The sequence below is a fragment of the Occultella kanbiaonis genome (genome assembly GCF_009708215.1).
Lineage (GTDB): Bacteria > Actinomycetota > Actinomycetes > Actinomycetales > Beutenbergiaceae > Occultella > Occultella kanbiaonis.
On record NZ_CP046175.1, the window covers coordinates 2,869,584 to 2,886,787 of the forward strand.

The window sequence follows — 17,204 nt, forward strand, 5'->3', positions numbered from 1 at the left end:
ACGCGACCGAGGCGCGCCCTACTCCAACATCGCGCGGATCCGCGCAAGCCGCTCCGTGAGGCCGCGTTCGTAGCCGCGGTCGGTCGGGCTGTAGTACTGGGTGCCCTGCAGGTCGTCGGGCAGGTACTGCTGACGGGCCACCCCGTGCGGCTCGTCGTGGGAGTAGACGTAGCCCTGGCCGTGGCCCAGACGCTTCGCCCCGGCGTAGTGCGCGTCCCGAAGGTGCACCGGGACCAGCGGCACCTTGCCCGCCTGGACGTCGGCGAGGGCGGCGTTGATCGCATTGTAGGAGGCGTTCGACTTGGGTGCGGTGGCGACGTGCACCACGGCCTGCCCGAGGATGATCCTGGCCTCCGGCATGCCGATCATGGCCACCGCCTGTGCCGCGGCCATCGCGGTCTGCAGCGCCGCCGGGTCCGCCATGCCGACGTCCTCGGACGCCGCGATCACGATCCGCCGGGCGATGAACCGGGGGTCCTCCCCCGCCTGGATCATCCGGGCGAGGTAGTGCAGCGCGGCGTCCACGTCGCTGCCCCGCATCGACTTGATGAACGCGCTGATCACGTCGTAGTGCTGATCGCCGTCGCGGTCGTAGCGCACGGCGGCGACGTCGATCGCGCGCTCCACGGCCTCCAGCCCGATGACGGCGTCGGCGCCGCCGGCCGACTGTGCCGTGCCGGCGGCGGCCTCCAGGATGGTCAGGGACTTGCGGGCGTCGCCCCCGGCCAGGCGCAGTAGGTACGCACGGGCCTCGTCATCGAGGGAGACCAGCCCGGCCAGACCCCGTTCGTCGGTCAGCGCGCGGGTCAGCAGCGCGTCCAGGTCGCCGGTCTCCAGTGGGCGCAGGGTGAGCATGATCGACCGGGACAGCAGCGGTGAGATCACCGAGAAGCTCGGGTTCTCGGTGGTCGCGGCCATCAGGGTGACCCAGCGGTTCTCGACCGCGGGCAGGAGCGCGTCCTGTTGGGTCTTGGAGAACCGGTGCACCTCGTCGATGAACAGCACCGTCTCGCCGCCGGACCCGGCCAGCCGGCGCCGGGCGTCCTCGATCACGGCCCGCACGTCCTTCACCCCGGCGGTGACCGCGGACAGTTCCACGAACCGCCGGCCCGAGACGTGCGCGACCAGGTAGGCCAGCGTGGTCTTGCCGGTGCCCGGCGGTCCCCAGAGGATCACCGACGACGGCGGCAGCGCCCCCGGCACGGGCGGGTCGATGAGCCGGCGCAGCGGCGACCCGGGCTCTAGCAGGTGGTCCTGGCCGAGCACCTCGGCGGGGACCGAAGGGCGCATCCGGACCGCGAGCGGGGCCCCCTCCCGGGTCCGCGGGACGCCGACGTCGTCGGTGCCGGCAGCTTCGAACAGATCCACGCGAGCAGCCTACGCGGCCGGTACGACGCCGCCGGCCGCGCGGCTCCGCGCCGCGGTCGTGACCACGCGCGCCGGCGGGCTGTCATCATGTGTCCCGTGTTCGATCGCCTGGGACGTGACATCGCCCACCGCCCCCGCCTGACCGTGTTCCTCTGGATCCTGCTGGTCGGTGGGTGCCTCGCGCTCGCCCTGACCGGGGTCGGCGGGCAGGGTCTGTTCGACCGGCTGCACTCCGGCGAGCCTCGGGTCCCCGGCTCCCAGAGCCAGATCGGCTCGGACATCGTCGCCGACAACGACGAGACCGGCGAGACGATCTCGCTGGTCGTGCAGGGTGTGGATCTGGCCGACGCCGAAGCGGTGAACGACGCCGGCCGCGCGGCCGCCACCCTGCACACCACACTGCTGGCGATCGACGGCGTCGAGTCGGTGGTGGATCCGTTCGTGTTCCCCGGCGGTCCCGCGGCCGAGGAGGCCACTGCCTTCGTCTCGACGGCGCAGGACGGCTTCTTCGTCTCGGTCACCCTCGAGCCGGACGCACCTGCCGCCGCCCATGACGAGGTCGTGACCGAACTGGAGGAGTTCCCCGCGACGGCCTCCGACGGGGCCACCGGGCTGGTCTCCAGTTCCCCGATCGTCACCGACGAGATCATCGGTCAGTTGCAGACGGACCTCGCCCGCGGCGAGGCCGTGGCGTTGCCGATCTCGTTGCTGATCATGATCGTGGTGTTCGGCGGCTTCCTGACGGCGGGGATGCCGCTGGCCGGTGCGCTCGCCTCGATCGCCGGTGGCCTGGGCACCCTGTACGGCTTCTCCTACGTGCTGGACCTCGACTCGGTCGTGGTGAACGTCGTGACCGTGCTCGGGCTCGGCCTGTCCATCGACTACGGCCTGCTGATCGTGTCCCGGTTCCGGGAGGAGATCCAGGCTGCTGCGGCCGCCGAGGCCGAGCTCGGCTCCGGCGAGCGGCGCCAGCGGGGCAACAGGGGCAGGCGCGGCGTGGACCCGGTCCTGGTCCGCGCCCTCCGGCGCACCATGACGACGGCGGGGCGCACCGTCACGTTCTCGGCCGTGACCGTGGCGGTCTCGATCGCCGGGCTGTTGCTGCTGCGGCCGGACATCCTGAAGTCGCTCGGCGCGGCGGGGGTGTCCGTCGTCATCATCGCGGTGGCCTCGGCGCTGACCCTGGTGCCGGCGCTGCTGGTGCTCGTCGGACGTCGGATGCTGCAGCCCTCGGTGCTCACCAAGGTGCCGGTGCTGCGGTCCCTGATCGGCAAGCTCGGCGACGTCGCGCCCGAGCACGGCTTCTTCTCCAGGCTGGCCGGCGTCGTGCAGAAGCGGCCGTGGGTGGTCCTGGTGCTGACCACGGTCGTGCTGGGCCTGCTCGCCTCCCCCGTGCTCGGCCTCCAGCTGCGCAACTCGACGACCGAGCTGCTGCCCCGCGACTCCGACCAGCGCGACTTCATCGACGTGGTGCAGGCGGACTACCCGCTCCTGGCGACCCCCGCGATCCAGGTGCTCGTCGAGGCCGACCCGGCGCAGGCCCAGGCGTTCGCCGACGAGATCGCTACGCTGCCGGACGTCGAGGGCGTGAACCCACCCACCGCCGTCGGGACGGAGTACCACCTGATCGGGGTGCGCCCGGACACCGACGAGGCCGGTGGTGAGGTGGCCACCGGGGTGGTGGAGGAGATCCGCGCCCTCGGGACCGGGGACGGCGCTCCGGAGCAGATCTGGGTGCTCGGCCAGGCGGCCAACCAGATCGACTTCACCGACGCGCTGATCGAGGGCCTGCCGTGGGCGGTGGGCATCGTGGTCCTCGCGACGTTCATCCTGCTGTTCCTGATGACGGGCTCGCTCCTGGTGCCGCTCAAGGCGCTGCTGATCAACGTCCTCTCCCTCGCTGCCTCGCTCGGGATCACGACCTGGATCTTCCAGGAGGGGCACCTCTCCGGACCGCTCGGGTTCACCTCGACCGGTGGCCTCGAGTCCTACGTGGTCGCCATCGTGATCGCGTTCGGGTTCGGCCTGGCGATGGACTACGAGGTGTTCCTGCTCGCCCGGATCAAGGAGTTCTACGACGCCACCGGCGACAACGACCTCGCGGTCCGAAGGGGCCTGCAGCAGTCCGGGCGGATCATCACCTCCGCGGCCCTGGTGATCGTGGTCGTGTTCGCCGGGTTCGCGACCGGGGAGCTGATCGCCATCAAGCAGGCCGGCGTCGCGCTCGCGCTGACCGTGCTCGTGGACGCGACGCTCGTGCGGATGCTGCTCGTGCCCGCCACGATGACGCTGCTCGGGCACTGGAACTGGTGGGCGCCGAAGCCGTTGCGCCGCCTGCACAAGCGGTTCGCGATCCAGCACTGAGGACCGGACCCGCCCGGTCTCAGCCTCGCCGGTGCGTCTCGACCTCCTGCCCGACGGCGAAGCCGAGCCTCGTATACAGGCGCCGGGCGGGCGCGTTGTCGGCGTACATGCCGAGGCTCACCTGCCCGGTGCTCGCAATCCCACCGCGGGTCATGGCCGCGGTGACCGCGGCACCGAGGCCGCGGCCTCGCCACGCCGGCACGGTCGCGATCGAACCGAGGTGCACGGAGGCCGGACGCTGCGTCGTTCCGCCGATCGCCCGCAGGCTGCCCTGCCCGTCCCGCCACCCGAACCAGCGCGCCCCCTCCCGGTCCAGCGTGAGGTGGGTGGTCGGGTTCGCCTCCGCCTGCACGGCAAGGATCTCCTCGGCGTCGGCAAGAGGATCGAGGGTGCGGACCGCGTCCTCACCCGGCGTCGCCGGAGGTGAGGTCTCGGTCCAGAGCCAGTCCCAGTGGGAGACGGTCGGCAGAGCGAGCGCGGCGGCGACGGCCGGGTCCAGCCGGTCCCAGGTGCCGCGCGTCACGCTCGCCACGGCCACCTGCGCGAGGTGCCCGGACCCGGCGGCGGAAGGGCCGCCGTCGGGCGTGATGACGTCCGTGAGGACCGCCGCCAGGGCGGCGGGCTCCCCCACTCCGATCAGCGCCGCGGTGTCCGGCCGTGGCCGCGCGAGGAACAGCAGGGCGCGCTCGTCACCCCAGGCGAGGGGGTCGGTCCACCGATCGAAGTCGTCGACGACGAACCGATCGGCCGACCAGGGCGCGGGTAGGTCGGTGACGCTCCGGGGGCGCAGGGCCTCCGGCTGCGTCACTTCGCGTCGGTCGCGGCGCCGTCAGCCCCCTGGGCGTCGCCGGTGGCCGCGGGCTTGGGCGCCTTCACGGGCGCGTCCACGCCAGCCTCCTTGCGCTGCTGCGCGGTGATCGGCGCCGGAGCCTGGGTGAGCGGGTCGAAACCGCCGCCGGACTTCGGGAACGCGATCACCTCGCGGATCGACTCCGAGCCGGTGAGCAGGGTGACGATCCGGTCCCAGCCGAACGCGATCCCGCCGTGCGGCGGGGCGCCATAGGCGAACGCGTCGAGCAGGAAGCCGAACTTCGTCTGCGCGGACTCCTCGTCCAGTCCCATCAGCTCGAAGACGCGCTCCTGCACGTCCCGCTGGTGGATACGGATCGAACCGCCACCGATCTCGTTGCCGTTGCAGACGATGTCGTAGGCGTAGCTCAGCGCGCTGCCGGGGTCGGTGTCGAAGGTGTCCAGGAACTCCGGCTTCGGGGACGTGAACGCGTGGTGCACCGCGGTCCACTTCCCGGCACCGACGGCCACGTCACCGGCGGCCACCGCGGCCTCGGACGACTCGAACATCGGCGCGTCGACGACCCAGACGAACTTCCAGTCGCCCTCGGCGATCAGGTCGGTGCGGCGGGCGATCTCCAGCCGGGCCGCCCCGAGCAGGGCACGCGCGTCGGTCACGGCGCCGGCGGCGAAGAACACCGCGTCACCCCCCTTCGCCCCGACCGCCTCGACCAGGCCGGCGCGCTCGTCGTCGGAGAGGTTCTTGGCGACGGGCCCGCCGAGCTCGCCGTCCTCACCGACCGTGACGTAAGCGAGGCCCTTGGCGCCGCGCTGCTTGGCCCACTCCTGCCAGGCGTCGAACTGCCGACGCGGCTGGGAGCCGCCACCGGGCATCACCACGGCCCCGACGTAGGGGGCCTGGAACACCCGGAACGGGGTGTTCGCGAAGTACTCGGTCAGTTCGGTGAGCTCGAGCCCGAACCGCAGGTCGGGCTTGTCCGAGCCGAACCGGCGCATCGCCTCGGCGTAGGTCATCCGCGGGATCGGGGTCGGGATCGTGTAGCCGATCAGCTCCCAGAGTGCGACCAGGACCCGCTCGGCGACGGCGATCACGTCGTCCTGGTCGACGAAGCTCATCTCGACGTCGAGCTGGGTGAACTCGGGCTGTCGGTCGGCGCGGAAGTCCTCGTCCCGGTAGCAGCGAGCGATCTGGTAGTAGCGCTCCATCCCGGCCACCATGAGCAGCTGCTTGAACAGCTGCGGCGACTGCGGCAACGCATACCAGGACCCGGGCGACAGGCGCGCGGGCACCAGGAAGTCGCGGGCACCCTCCGGCGTGGACCGGGTCAGCGTGGGGGTCTCGATCTCCACGAACTCCTCGGCGTCCAGGACCCGCCGGGCCGCGGCGTTGACCTTCGCGCGGAGGCGGATCGCGTGCGCGGGCGCGGGCCGGCGCAGGTCGAGGTAGCGGTACTTGAGCCGGGTCTCCTCGCCGACCGTGACCTGCTCGTCGAGCGCGGTGGACACCTGGAACGGCAGCGCCGCAGCGGTGTTCAGCACCTGCACCTCGGTCGCGATGACCTCGACCTCACCGGTGGCAAGGTTCGGGTTCGCGTTGCCCTCGGGGCGCTGTGAGACCTCGCCGGTGACCGCGAGCACGAACTCCGAGCGCAGCGGGTGGGCCACGGCCTCGTCCCGGATGACCACCTGCACGATGCCGGATGCATCCCGTAGGTCGATGAACGCCACCCCACCGTGATCACGACGGCGATCCACCCACCCGGTCAGGGTGACGGTGGAACCGATGTCACCGGCGCGCAGGGAGCCGGCCTTGTGGGTGCGAAGCACTGCTGATCCTTCCGAACGAGGAACGCCGGTGGGTTGCGCGGCGCCTGCACGATCCTAGTGCGCCCCGTCGGGCGGCTCAGCCCCCGGCCGTGCGGATCCCCACGGCGAACGCGGCCACGTCGGCGATCCGGGCCCGGACCGGGTCCAGGACGAGCCGTTCGGCGACGTCGGCGACGGCGCGGTTCAGGTCCGCGCGGGCCTTGCGGGCGCGTCGTCTCGCCCCGACCCGCGCGACCACCGCGGAGATCAACGAGATGAGCAGCCCGAGGACGACGCCGGCGATCACCAGCACCGTCGGCCACGGCAGCGCAGGCAGCTCCGGCCACGGCGGGTCGGCCGGCACCGGACCCAGCTGCGGCAGCCACGTGACCGGCAGACCGAAGTAGCGCAGGGCCGCGAGGACACCGAGCCAGAGCACCCCGGCGGCCAGCATCGCGAAGACGAGCCACTGCAGTGCTCCGACCACCCGGAACCAGCGCGGGTCGGAGCGCCCCGCGAGCGGCGTCGAGACGATCGCCTGGTCGAGGGCATCCGGCAGAGCCTCGAGGGCGCCGGTGGCGCCGGAGCGGACGTACGAGCGCCAGGGTTCCGCGCTGCCGGCCGCGGTTGCATCGCCCAGGTCCCGCAGCGCCGTCGCGACCTTGGCTCGCTGGACCGGCGAGGCGGCCGGGATCGATGACGTCGCGACGACCGCTCCCCCCTCGCCACGCTCGGGTGCGGAGTCCAGGTGCAGCCGGCGCAACGGGTCCCGGCGGAACCGGCCCAGCCAGCGGGTCACCGGCCAGCCCGTCGAGGCACGGGCCCGGTGTCGGAACGAGCCGGCGACGGCGTCCGCCACCTCCTCGACGCCGGCGGACCGGGCCAGGGTGCTCACCAGCCGGCGCCGGTCCGGGGCGCCCAGTTCGGAGCCGGCCTCGGCGGCGTAGGCGGTCCCGAGCTCGGCGGCGACGGTCGCGATGTCCGCGGACAGCCGGGCGTCGGCCGCGCGGCGCTCGGAGACGAACCGGGCGATCACCTCCCGGAGGTCGTCCAGGCCCTCACCGGTGCGCGCGGAGACGGCGAGCACCTGCGCCCCGCGCAGGCCGTCGTCGGCGAGCCGGTCGGTGAGGTCCGCCAGGACCGGCGCCCGGTCGCCCTTGGCGAGCAGGTCCGCCTGGTTCAGGACCGCGACGGTGACCTCGGCGTGCCGCGACATCGGCCGCAGGTACTGCGTGTGGACGACGGCGTCGGCGTACTTCTGCGGGTCCAGCACCCAGACGAGGACATCGACCGACTCCGCGAGCCGAGCAGCCCGCAGGTGGTGCTCGGTCTGCACGGAGTCGATGTCCGGCAGGTCCAGGAGGACGAGCCCGGAGAGATCGGTACCGCCATGATCGGGGGCGACCTCGACCCGCTGGGTGACCTCCAGCCAGTCGAGCAGTTCGCCCGCCGGGGCCGCCGGTCCCCAGATGATCGCGAGCGGGTGCGACGTGGTGGGCCGCCTGGCGCCGACGATGGCGGCGTCCGTCCCGGACAGCGCGTTGAACACCGACGACTTGCCACTGCCGGTCGCGCCGGCGAGTGCGACCACGGTGTGCTCGGCGGAAAGCTCCCGCCGGCGTCCCACCCGGGTGAGCACGCCGTGCGCGCGAGCCAGCGGCGCCGCCGGCTCGGGCGGTTCGGTGCGGTGCGGACCCGTGACGCTGTGCCGGCCGTGCACAGGGTCGGCCAGGGTCTCCGCGCCCACTCGGTCGAGGACCTCGACGGCGTCGCGCAGGCCGGCGAGCCGGGGGCCCAGGTCTGCGCGTTCGCCGACGTGCGCCCGCGCCGTCACGCGTGCCACGGACGATCCGGGTCGGTCGGGTCCGCGGGTCCTGTGCCTGGGGCCGGGGCGCCGGTGGTCGTGCGTCGTGGCGCCGCGTCGGTCACGGTGTAGTCGGTCGACTCGATGACCCGGGGCACCACGGAGGGGGGCTCGTCGCGAGCAGGCCCGAGGGCCGCGGGTGCGGGCGCCGACTCGAGCGCCGTGGCACCCCGTTCGAGGACCGCCTCGCCGCGCACCCGCAGCTCGGCGGCGACCTCGTCTGCGCCCGCCACCGGTGCGAGCAGGTCCTCGAACCGCTGCCGCTCGGTGGCGAGCAACGCCGTCGCCCGCTCGGCGAAATCCTCCCGAGCGGCGCTGGCCAGCCGGCGGACCGCCTGGTCGCCGAATATCGCTTCGAGGAGCTTCTGGGCCACGACCGCGGTGCCACCGGCAACCACGATCTCGCCGCCGACGAGACCGCCGGTCGAGGCGAACACCACGATCATCAGGGCGACTCCGACGCCGTTCACCCCGAACGCGAGGATCCTGGCCATGGTGCGCTTGCCCTGACCCTCGCCGCGGACGAGGTCGAGCAGGTAGCCCTGCCACTGCCGGACCTGTTCGGCGGCCCGCTCGGGAAAGCCGCTGGTGGCCCGGCCCCAGTCCCGGCCGTCCAGGAGGGCACGGCCGGCGTTGTCCTGCCGCAGTGCGAGCTGGGCGCGTTCCGCGGCGGCGTCGGCCTCGGCCACCAGGAGTGCCTGAAGGCCGGTGCCGATGGCCTCCTTCACCTCGACCTCACGTTGCGGGCGCCCGGTGACGAACGCGGTGAGTTGGTCCCGGATCCGGCCCACCCGGCTCTCCAGGCCGCGGATGAAATCTCCGGTGCCGATGAAGTCCTGCCAGCGCGCGAGTACCTCGCCGCGCAGCACGGCGCCGTCGGCGAACGCGTCGAGTGCGGCATCGGAGGCGTAGGCCGTGGTGATCCGTTCGCGGATCTCCCGAGCGGCGCGCTCCTGGGCCTCGGCGGCGGAGGCGAGGTCGGACGCCTGCCGGGCCACATCCATCGTCGCGCCCGCGAGGGTCTGCCGGATCACAGCTGCGCGGGACTCCTCGTCAGCGGTGAGCCCCAGGAGCCAGTTCCGCAGGTCAGTCACCAGCGCGGTGGGGAGCATGCCCCGCTCGTCGAGTGCGGTCTCGGGCAGCAGGAACAGCGGTGCCCGCTCGAGCCCTTCGCTTGCGAGCATGGCGGCGAGGTCGTGACTGATCTCCTCCAGGACCGGCGGGGGTACCCGGTCCAGGACGACGGCGACGACCACCTGACGGCGGGAAGCATCCCGGAGCAGTTCCCACGGCACCGCGTCGGCATACCGGTTCGCAGTCGTCACGAAGATCCACAGATCCGCGGCCGCCAGCAGCTGGGACGCCAGCTGCCGGTTCGTGTCGACCACGGAGTCGATGTCCGGGGCGTCCAGCAGTGCCAGGCCCTGCCGGAGCCCGTCATAGGGCTGCAGCCGCAGCGCGGCTCCCCCGGCCGCGCCGCCATCACCGGCGGGTGGCATGGTGCCGTCCCCGCGGACCCGCGGCAGCGACGGGAGGATGCGCTGGTCGGCGAACCAGCGGGCATCCGCCGGGTGATGGATGAGGACCGGGTCCCGGGTGGTGGGTCGGAGCGCGCCGGGCCGGGTCAGCGGCGCCCCGACCAACGCGTTCACGAGCGTCGACTTCCCGGCGCCCGTGGACCCGCCGACGACGGCGAGCAGCGGGGCGTCCAACTGGTCGTAGCGGGGCAGGATGTAGTCGTCGAGCTGGTTCAACAACTGGGCCCGCAGACCGCGTGCATGTTCGGCCCCGGGGACCTCCAACGGGAAGTGCGCAGCCTCGATCGCCTCTCGTAGGCCGGACAGCGCAGATTCCATGGCGCTGATCATGCCAGTGCGTGAGATGCGGCACATCTTCGTGTCCCACCCAGCGCCGAGGCCCTCCGTCCCGGTAGACTCGGGGCACCTGGAGCGCATCATGCCGCGAGAGGGCCCACATCACGACCCGCCAAGAGCGGGTGTTCACGTGCGGATGTCGCAGAGTGCGGCATCGCGAGGAGACGGGCCGATGCGGAGAAGGACCGTCCGGTCTGCCGGCTCCGCATTCGACGAAGGCCCCACCATGACTGAATCCGTCCTGTCCTCCGACATGCCCACGCACGCCCCCGACACCTCTGACGCCACTGACGCGCCCACCACGTTCGCCGACCTCGGCCTGCCCGCCGATCTGCTCGACGCGGTCTCGCGGATGGGGTTCACCACCCCGACCGACATCCAGGCAGCCGTGATCCCCGCCCTGCTCGCCGGCCGCGACGTCACCGGCGTGGCCCAGACCGGCACCGGCAAGACCGCCGCGTTCGGTCTTCCGCTGCTGGCGACGATCGACCCCGAGCAGCGCCGCGTGCAGGCGCTCGTGCTCACGCCGACCCGTGAGCTGGCCATGCAGGTCAGCGAGGCGATCGGCGCGATGGCTGCGGCGAGCCGCGGCGTGAACGTCCTGGCGATCTACGGCGGCTCCCCCTACGGGCCGCAGCTGCGCGGCATCCAGAACGGCGCCCAGGTCGTCGTCGGCACCCCCGGCCGTGTGATCGACATGCTCGAGCGCGGCGCGCTGGACCTCAGCGGACTACGGTTCCTGGCCCTTGACGAGGCCGACGAGATGCTCCGGATGGGCTTCGCGGAGGATGTGGACCAGATCCTCACCCACGCGTCCTCCGACCGCCAGACGTCGCTGTTCTCGGCGACCATGCCGCCGGCGATCCGCAAGGTCGCCCGGACGCACATGAACGACCCGGTCGAGGTCGCCACCTCGCGCCAGTCCTCCACCACCGACACGATCACCCAGACGTTCGCGGTCGTGCCGTTCCGCCACAAGATCGGCGCGCTGGCCCGCGTGCTCGCCACCACCCCGGCCGAGGCGGCCCTGGTGTTCGTGCGTACCCGAGGCACCGCGGAGGACGTCGGCTCGGCGCTCATCGAGCGCGGCATCAACGCCGCCACCATCTCCGGTGACGTCGCCCAGCGGGAACGGGAGCGGATCGTCGAGCGCCTGCGCAACGGCACCCTGAACGTGCTCGTCGCCACCGACGTGGCCGCCCGCGGCCTCGACGTCGACCGGATCGGGCTCGTCGTGAACTTCGACGTCCCCGGTGAGCCGGAGGCGTACGTGCACCGCATCGGCCGCACCGGCCGCGCCGGCCGCACCGGCATCGCGCTGACGTTCCTGACCCCGCGGGAGAAGGGGCGCCTGCGAGCCATCGAGCGGGTCACGCGCACGCCGCTGACCGAGGTCCCGATCCCGACGCCGGCGCAGGTCAGCGCCCACCGCGCGACCACCGTGCTCGAGTCGGTGACCGAGCGGATCGACAAGGGCCGGCTGGAGTCCTACCGGGAGCAGCTCGCCGAGTTCCTGCTCAACGCGCAGGACACCCCGGCCGGTGACCCGCTGGATGTCGCCGCCGCCCTGCTCGCCCTGGCGGTCGGGGACGCCGGGCCCAAGCCGTGGCGTGAGGGCGAGGACAGCGCCGACTCCGAGTTCTCGGCACGCTTCGACACCGAGCGTCCCGAGCGGGTCGCCCGGGGTGCGCACGATGAGCGCCGCGTCCCGACCCGGCACCGCGCGTCCGGTGCAGGCACCGTGTACCGGGTGGCCGTAGGCCACACCCACGGGGCCCGCCCGCAGGACATCGTCGGTGCGATCACCGGCGAAGGCGGCCTGCGTGGCAGCGACCTCGGCAAGATCGACATCTTCAGCAGGTTCTCGCTGGTGGAGATCTCCGCCGACGTCTCCCCCGAGGCATCCCGCCGGATCGGCAACGCCCGCGTCGCCGGTCAGGCCCTGAAGATCCGCCCGGACGAGGGCGGCCCGCGCCGCGGCCCCGGTGTCGGGGATGCGAAGGGGCACGTCGACAAGCCCCACACCGCCCGCGGCCAGTGGGACAAGCCCCGCACGAGCAAGCCCTACCGTGACAAGCCGGCCGGCAAGTACAACGGCCAGCGCCCCTCGCGCAGCGTTCCTCGCTGACCAGGCACTGAACGACAGAAGGACCCCAGCCCTCACGTGCTGGGGTCCTTCGTCGTGGGGCCGGAGAGGATGTCCCCACGCTCGGCAGGACCCTTCCGTCTGTCTGTTGAGCGGGCGTAGCGCAGTACGCATGTTCGGGGTCGACGGCGAGGGTGATGTTCCGTAGGCCCCAACGGGACCATCACCGAACCCCCAGAACCCACCCCAACAGCACGGGTCCCAACTGCCGCACCGCACCCGACCCCGGCGAACCAGCCCCCTTCTAGGAGCTAGGAGGTCTGCGGCAGGATCGCCGGCCAGCGGTCCTCCGGCGGCGGCGACCAGGTCGCGGCCTCCGCGTCGACCTGGTCGCCGGAGCGGATGTCCTTGACCTGGTCAGCGGCGCCATCGGTGCCCGGGAACCAGACGAACGGGATCGCACGCCGGTCCGCGTGGCGGATCTGCTTGCCGAACTTGGCCGCACTCGGGGCGACGTCGGCAGGTATGTCGCGTGCGCGCAGCGCCGCGGCGATGGCGTCGGAAGCCCCGCGGTGTGCCTCATCCGCGACCGCGACGAGCACCGCCGTCGGGATGGCCCGGGTGGGCGACGACAGGCCCGCGGCGAGCAACCGGGACACCAGGCGGGACACCCCGATGGACAGGCCCACCCCCGGATACGTGCGGCTGCCGTCAGAGGCGAGCGAGTCGTACCGGCCGCCCGAGCAGATCGAGCCGAGCTGCTCGTGGCCGACGAGGGTGGTCTCGTAGACACTGCCCGTGTAGTAGTCCAGGCCGCGGGCGATCATCAGGTCCGCGACCACGACCCCCGGGGCTCGTGCGGCAGCAGTCTCGACTAGCCTGACCAGTTCGTCCAGACCCTCCTCGAGGCGGGGCGTCCGCACGCCGAGGGCGAGCACCCGCTCGGCGACGGACGCGTCGGTGCCGGTGATCGACGCCAGGGCCAGGCAGGCCCGGGCCTGCTCCTCGTTCGCCCCGTTGTCGCGCTGGAGGGCTTCGACGACGGCATCCGAGCCGATCTTGTCGAGCTTGTCGATCGTGCGCAGGACGCCCTCGACGTCGGCCAGACCGAGTCCCTCGTAGAAGCCCTGCGCGACCTTCCGGTTGTTCACGGAGATCCGTACCGGCGGCAGCCCGATCCCCTGAAGGGCAGCGAACGCCTCGGCGATCACCAGTGGGAGCTCCACCTCGAAGTGGAACGGGAGCTCCTCGGAACCGACGACGTCGATGTCCGCTTGGACGAACTCGCGGAACCGGCCGTCCTGGGGCCGCTCGCCACGCCAGACCTTCTGGATCTGATAGCGCTTGAACGGGAAGGCGAGGTGCCCGGCGTTCTCGAGGACATAGCGCGCGAACGGCACGGTGAGGTCGAAGTGCAGGCCGAGGGTCTTGTCACCGGCGACCTGCTGCTCGGGGCCGTCATCCTGCAGGCGGCGCAGGAGATACACCTCCTTGGACGTCTCTCCCTTGCTCAGCAGCTGCTCGAGCGGCTCCACCGCACGCGTCTCTATCCCGACGAAGCCGTGCAGTTCGAAGACGTGCGCCACGGTGCGCAGGATGTGCGATTCGACGGCGCGGCCTTCGGGAAGCCACTCGGGAAATCCGGACAAGGGTGCGATTCGAGCCATGCCCCCATCATTCCATCGAGCGACGCACCGTGAGTTTGTGACCATCCCGTGACCGGCCGGAGGACCCTCACGGTTAGGGGCGTATGGCAGCCTTGCCTAGAATCGGGCACGTGCGCCACCTTCGGCGTCCCCGCGTGCGCGCGAGTCGGCGCGGGTGCGGGGTGTGAGTCCGCATCGTGGCCGTTGTCTGTTCCGAGGAGGAAATAGGTGTCCCCGAGTAAACGGGAACGCGAGTACGCGCGTCGTCGATACAACAAGCGTGCCGCCAAGTTGGCCAAGAACAACGCCGTCGCGCGGGAGCGGCGGATCGTCGCGACCGTGTCGGTGCTCGCCCTCCTCGTCGTCGTCGCCGGGCTGTTCTTCTGGAACAGGCAACTGGAGGCTGACCCCGCTGCCGACCCGAGCGCCGGCGACACTGCCACGGCACCCGAGAGCGAGTCCCCTGCGACCGAGCCGGGTGCGCTGCCAACCACCAACCCGCAGACCTATCAGGCCCCGCCGCCGGCCGCCGACTCCCTGGACCAGGACTGGAACATCGTCATCCACACCAACATGGGTGACATCGAGGCAACCCTGGACGGTGCTCTCGCGCCGCAGTCCGTGGCCTCGTTCATCATGCTGGCCTCCAACGGCTTCTACGACGGCACCGCCTGTCACCGCCTGCTGCCGGACTCGTTGCTGCAGTGCGGCGACCCGACGGCGACCGGCGGAGGCGGCCCCGGCTACTCCTTCGGTCCCATCGAGAACGCACCCGCGGACGGCGTGTACCCCACCGGCACCATCGCGATGGCCCGGCAGGGCGGCAACGCCGAGAGTCAGGGTTCCCAGTTCTTCCTGGTGTTCAATGACGTCCCGCTGCCCTCCGACGCGGCCGGTGGCTACTCGGTCTTCGGCACCATCGACAGCGGCCTGGAGATCCTGCAGGCGATCGGTGCAGCCGGAACCGCAGACGGCTCTGGGGACGGACAACCGATCGAGAACGTCATCATCGAGAGCGTGGAGGTCCTGTGACCGAGCACCCGAACAACCCGGACCAGCCGAACGAAGACGTGGAGATCCAGTTGTCGCAGGAGCAGACCGTGCCACCGACCGAAGCCACCGACGCCGTGGCGACCGAGGCATCGGCCGCTGAGGTAGCCGAGGTAGCCGCCACTGAGGAGGCAACAGGCATCGAGGCACCCGCCGTTGAGGAGGCACAAAGCACCGAGGCACCGGCCGCCGACCAGGCAGTAGCCACCGAGGCACCCGCTGACGACGAGGCAACCGAAGCGCCGTCCGCCGACGAGTCGGAGGCATCGGCCACTGTGGCGCCCGAAGCCCTCGCCGAGCAGACTGCAGTCACGGACACCCAGGACGCCGCCGTGCCCGCTGAAGAGGCGACTGTGACCGCCGACGTACCTGCCGCCGACGAGGCGGTGGCACCGGCCGCCGACGTCCCTGCGAACGGGACTGACGCGGTCACCGCCGAGGAGCCGGAGGCACCCGCCGAGCCCGCCGAGACGGCTGCCGCCGAGCCCACCGCCGAGGAGCCGGAGGCACCCGCCGAGCCCGCCGAGACGGCTGCCGCCGAGCCCACCGCCGCGGAGCCCGCTGAGACGGCTGCTGGCGAGCCCACCGGCGCAACCGGGACGGTGAGCGCCGATGCGCCTGCCGCCAGCGAGCCCGAGGCGCCTGCCGAGACGCCCACAGCGGTGACGCAGGCCTCCGACGCACCCGCCACCGACGAGCCCGAGGCACACGCCGCCGAGACTGCCGCTGCACCGGCCGAGACGCCCGCCGTCGAAGCCGCTGACGCTCCGACTGCCGAGGAGTCCACGGCGACCGAGCCGGCCTCCCAGGAGGCTGTGACGCCCGCCGTCGAGCAGGCTGCTCCCGCCGTCGAGCAGACCGAGCCCGCCGTCGAGCAGACCGAGCCCGCGGGCGCGGCAGAGGCCGCCGCACCGGCCCCGAAGCCGGTGCCTCGACCGGGGCCCCGGCCCGGCCCGGTGCCGACGCCGGCCGTGCTCGCGCACAGCACCCCCGCCGTCGTGCCCCCGGTCGCGGCGCCCGCACCGGCCGACGCGAGCACCGAGGCAGGTCCCCCGCTCGACCCGATCGAGGTCGCCGCGGCGGCCGAGTACGGCCGGGTCGACGCGGACGGCACGGTGCATGTGCGCGAAGGGGACGGCGAACGCGTCGTGGGGCAGTACCCCGGCGTCTCCGAGGAGGAGGCGCTCTCGCTGTACATCCGGCGCTTCCTCGACCTACAGGCGCAGGTCCGGCTGTTCGGCACCCGCCTGTCGACGCTGACCGTCAAGGATCTGGACAGCACCCTCGCGGGCCTGACCTCGCAGTTCGAGGACCCGGCCGTGGTCGGCGACCTCGACGGTCTCCGCGCGGAGCTGGAGGACCTGCGCGAGCAGGCCGCCGAACGCCGCAAGGAGATCGCCGCCGAACGGGAGGCGGCCCGCGCGCAGGCCCTCGCCGAGCGCACGGTCATCGTCGAGCGCGCCGAGGAGATCGCCGGGGCGGACCCGGCGCGGGTGCAGTGGCGCCAGCAGGGCGAGGAACTGCGCAAGCTCCTCGACGAGTGGAAGCACGCACAGAAGACCGGCGTCCGGCTGGACCGCCCGTCCGAGGACGCGCTCTGGAAGCGGTTCTCGCACGCACGGTCCCAGTTCGACCGGAACCGGCGTCAGTACTTCGCCGAACTGGACAAGACGCACGGTCAGGTGAAGGCCACCAAGGAGCAGTTGATCGAGCGGGCCGAGGCACTCTCCGGCTCGACGGACTGGGGCCCCACGGCCGCGGCGTACCGCGACCTGATGGACGAGTGGAAGCGGGCCGGCCGCGCCTCCCGCAAGGAGGACGACGCCCTGTGGGCGCGCTTCCGTGCCGCCCAGGACACGTTCTTCGAGGCCCGCAACGCCCGTAACGCCGAGACGGACGCCGAGTTCGGCGAGAACCTGAAGGTGAAGCTCACGATCCTCACCGAGGCCGAGGGGATCCTGCCGGTCCGGGACCTGCGCTCCGCCAAGGCCAAGCTCCGGGACATCCAGGACCGCTGGGAAGCCGCCGGCAAGGTGCCTCGTGGCGATCTGCAGCGCGTCGAGGCACGCCTGCGGGCCGTCGAGGAAGCCATCCGGGACGCCGAGCAGCGGGAGTGGAGGACCTCCAACCCGCGGGTGCGGGCTCGCGCGGAAGGCGCCGCCGCCCAGCTCGAGGCAGCCATCGCGGGACTCGAGGAGGACCTGGAGAAGGCGAAGGCCTCAGGCGACGCCCGTCGGATCAAGGAGGCCACCGAGGCCCTCGACGCCCGCAAGGCGTGGCTGGAGCAGGTGCTCCGCGCCGCGGACGACGCCCGCTGACGCACCCGCACGTGTGCC

Annotated in this window: 10 protein-coding genes; 4 read left to right on the forward strand and 6 right to left on the reverse strand. The window is 72.4% G+C overall.

The features are described 5' to 3' along the window. Positions 1–18: 18 nt before the first annotated feature. Positions 19–1,368, reverse strand: a complete 1,350-nt coding sequence (locus GKS42_RS13290) for a replication-associated recombination protein A (RefSeq protein WP_154794257.1) — start codon at positions 1,366–1,368, stop codon at positions 19–21. Positions 1,369–1,455: 87 nt separating this feature from the next. Here GKS42_RS13290 and GKS42_RS13295 point away from each other — a divergent pair, with 87 nt between their 5' ends. Further along, positions 1,456–3,732, forward strand: coding sequence for an MMPL family transporter (locus tag GKS42_RS13295; RefSeq protein WP_154794258.1), 2,277 nt, complete (start codon positions 1,456–1,458; stop codon positions 3,730–3,732). Between the two features lie 19 nt (positions 3,733–3,751). Here the strand turns inward: GKS42_RS13295 and GKS42_RS13300 are convergent, their stop codons facing one another. The 4 genes from GKS42_RS13300 to GKS42_RS13315 form a co-directional block, all read right to left on the reverse strand. Beyond that, a complete protein-coding gene (locus tag GKS42_RS13300) occupies positions 3,752–4,540 on the reverse strand; it encodes a GNAT family N-acetyltransferase (protein ID WP_154794259.1) in 789 nt (262 codons plus the stop codon). After that, entirely contained in the window at positions 4,537–6,369 is a 1,833-nt protein-coding gene (gene aspS / locus GKS42_RS13305) for an aspartate--tRNA ligase (RefSeq protein WP_154794260.1), read from the reverse strand. The genes GKS42_RS13300 and aspS overlap by 4 nt, the downstream gene beginning before the upstream one ends. A gap of 76 nt (positions 6,370–6,445) precedes the next feature. After that, complete coding sequence (locus GKS42_RS13310; RefSeq protein WP_154794261.1) at positions 6,446–8,191, reverse strand: GTPase; 1,746 nt, start codon at positions 8,189–8,191, stop codon at positions 6,446–6,448. Next, positions 8,179–10,068, reverse strand: a complete 1,890-nt coding sequence (locus GKS42_RS13315; protein ID WP_168217833.1) for a dynamin family protein — start codon at positions 10,066–10,068, stop codon at positions 8,179–8,181. Before GKS42_RS13315 ends, GKS42_RS13310 begins: the two co-directional genes overlap by 13 nt. 244 nt (positions 10,069–10,312) lie before the next feature. Here GKS42_RS13315 and GKS42_RS13320 point away from each other — a divergent pair, with 244 nt between their 5' ends. After that, positions 10,313–12,214 carry a DEAD/DEAH box helicase gene (locus GKS42_RS13320; protein ID WP_435529621.1) on the forward strand — a complete coding sequence of 634 codons (1,902 nt, stop codon included), beginning with the start codon at positions 10,313–10,315 and terminating at the stop codon, positions 12,212–12,214. A 269-nt stretch (positions 12,215–12,483) separates the two neighbouring features. On the opposite strand, the gene hisS is transcribed toward GKS42_RS13320, so the two are convergent. Beyond that, a complete protein-coding gene (gene hisS / locus GKS42_RS13325) occupies positions 12,484–13,839 on the reverse strand; it encodes a histidine--tRNA ligase (RefSeq protein WP_154794264.1) in 1,356 nt (451 codons plus the stop codon). A 207-nt stretch (positions 13,840–14,046) separates the two neighbouring features. On the opposite strand from hisS, the gene GKS42_RS26530 reads away from it, so the two are divergent. Then, positions 14,047–14,850, forward strand: coding sequence for a peptidylprolyl isomerase (locus GKS42_RS26530; RefSeq protein WP_232847649.1), 804 nt, complete (start codon positions 14,047–14,049; stop codon positions 14,848–14,850). Next, a complete protein-coding gene (locus tag GKS42_RS13335) occupies positions 14,847–17,186 on the forward strand; it encodes a DUF349 domain-containing protein (protein ID WP_354002657.1) in 2,340 nt (779 codons plus the stop codon). The genes GKS42_RS26530 and GKS42_RS13335 overlap by 4 nt, the downstream gene beginning before the upstream one ends. The last annotated feature ends 18 nt before the right edge of the window (positions 17,187–17,204 follow it).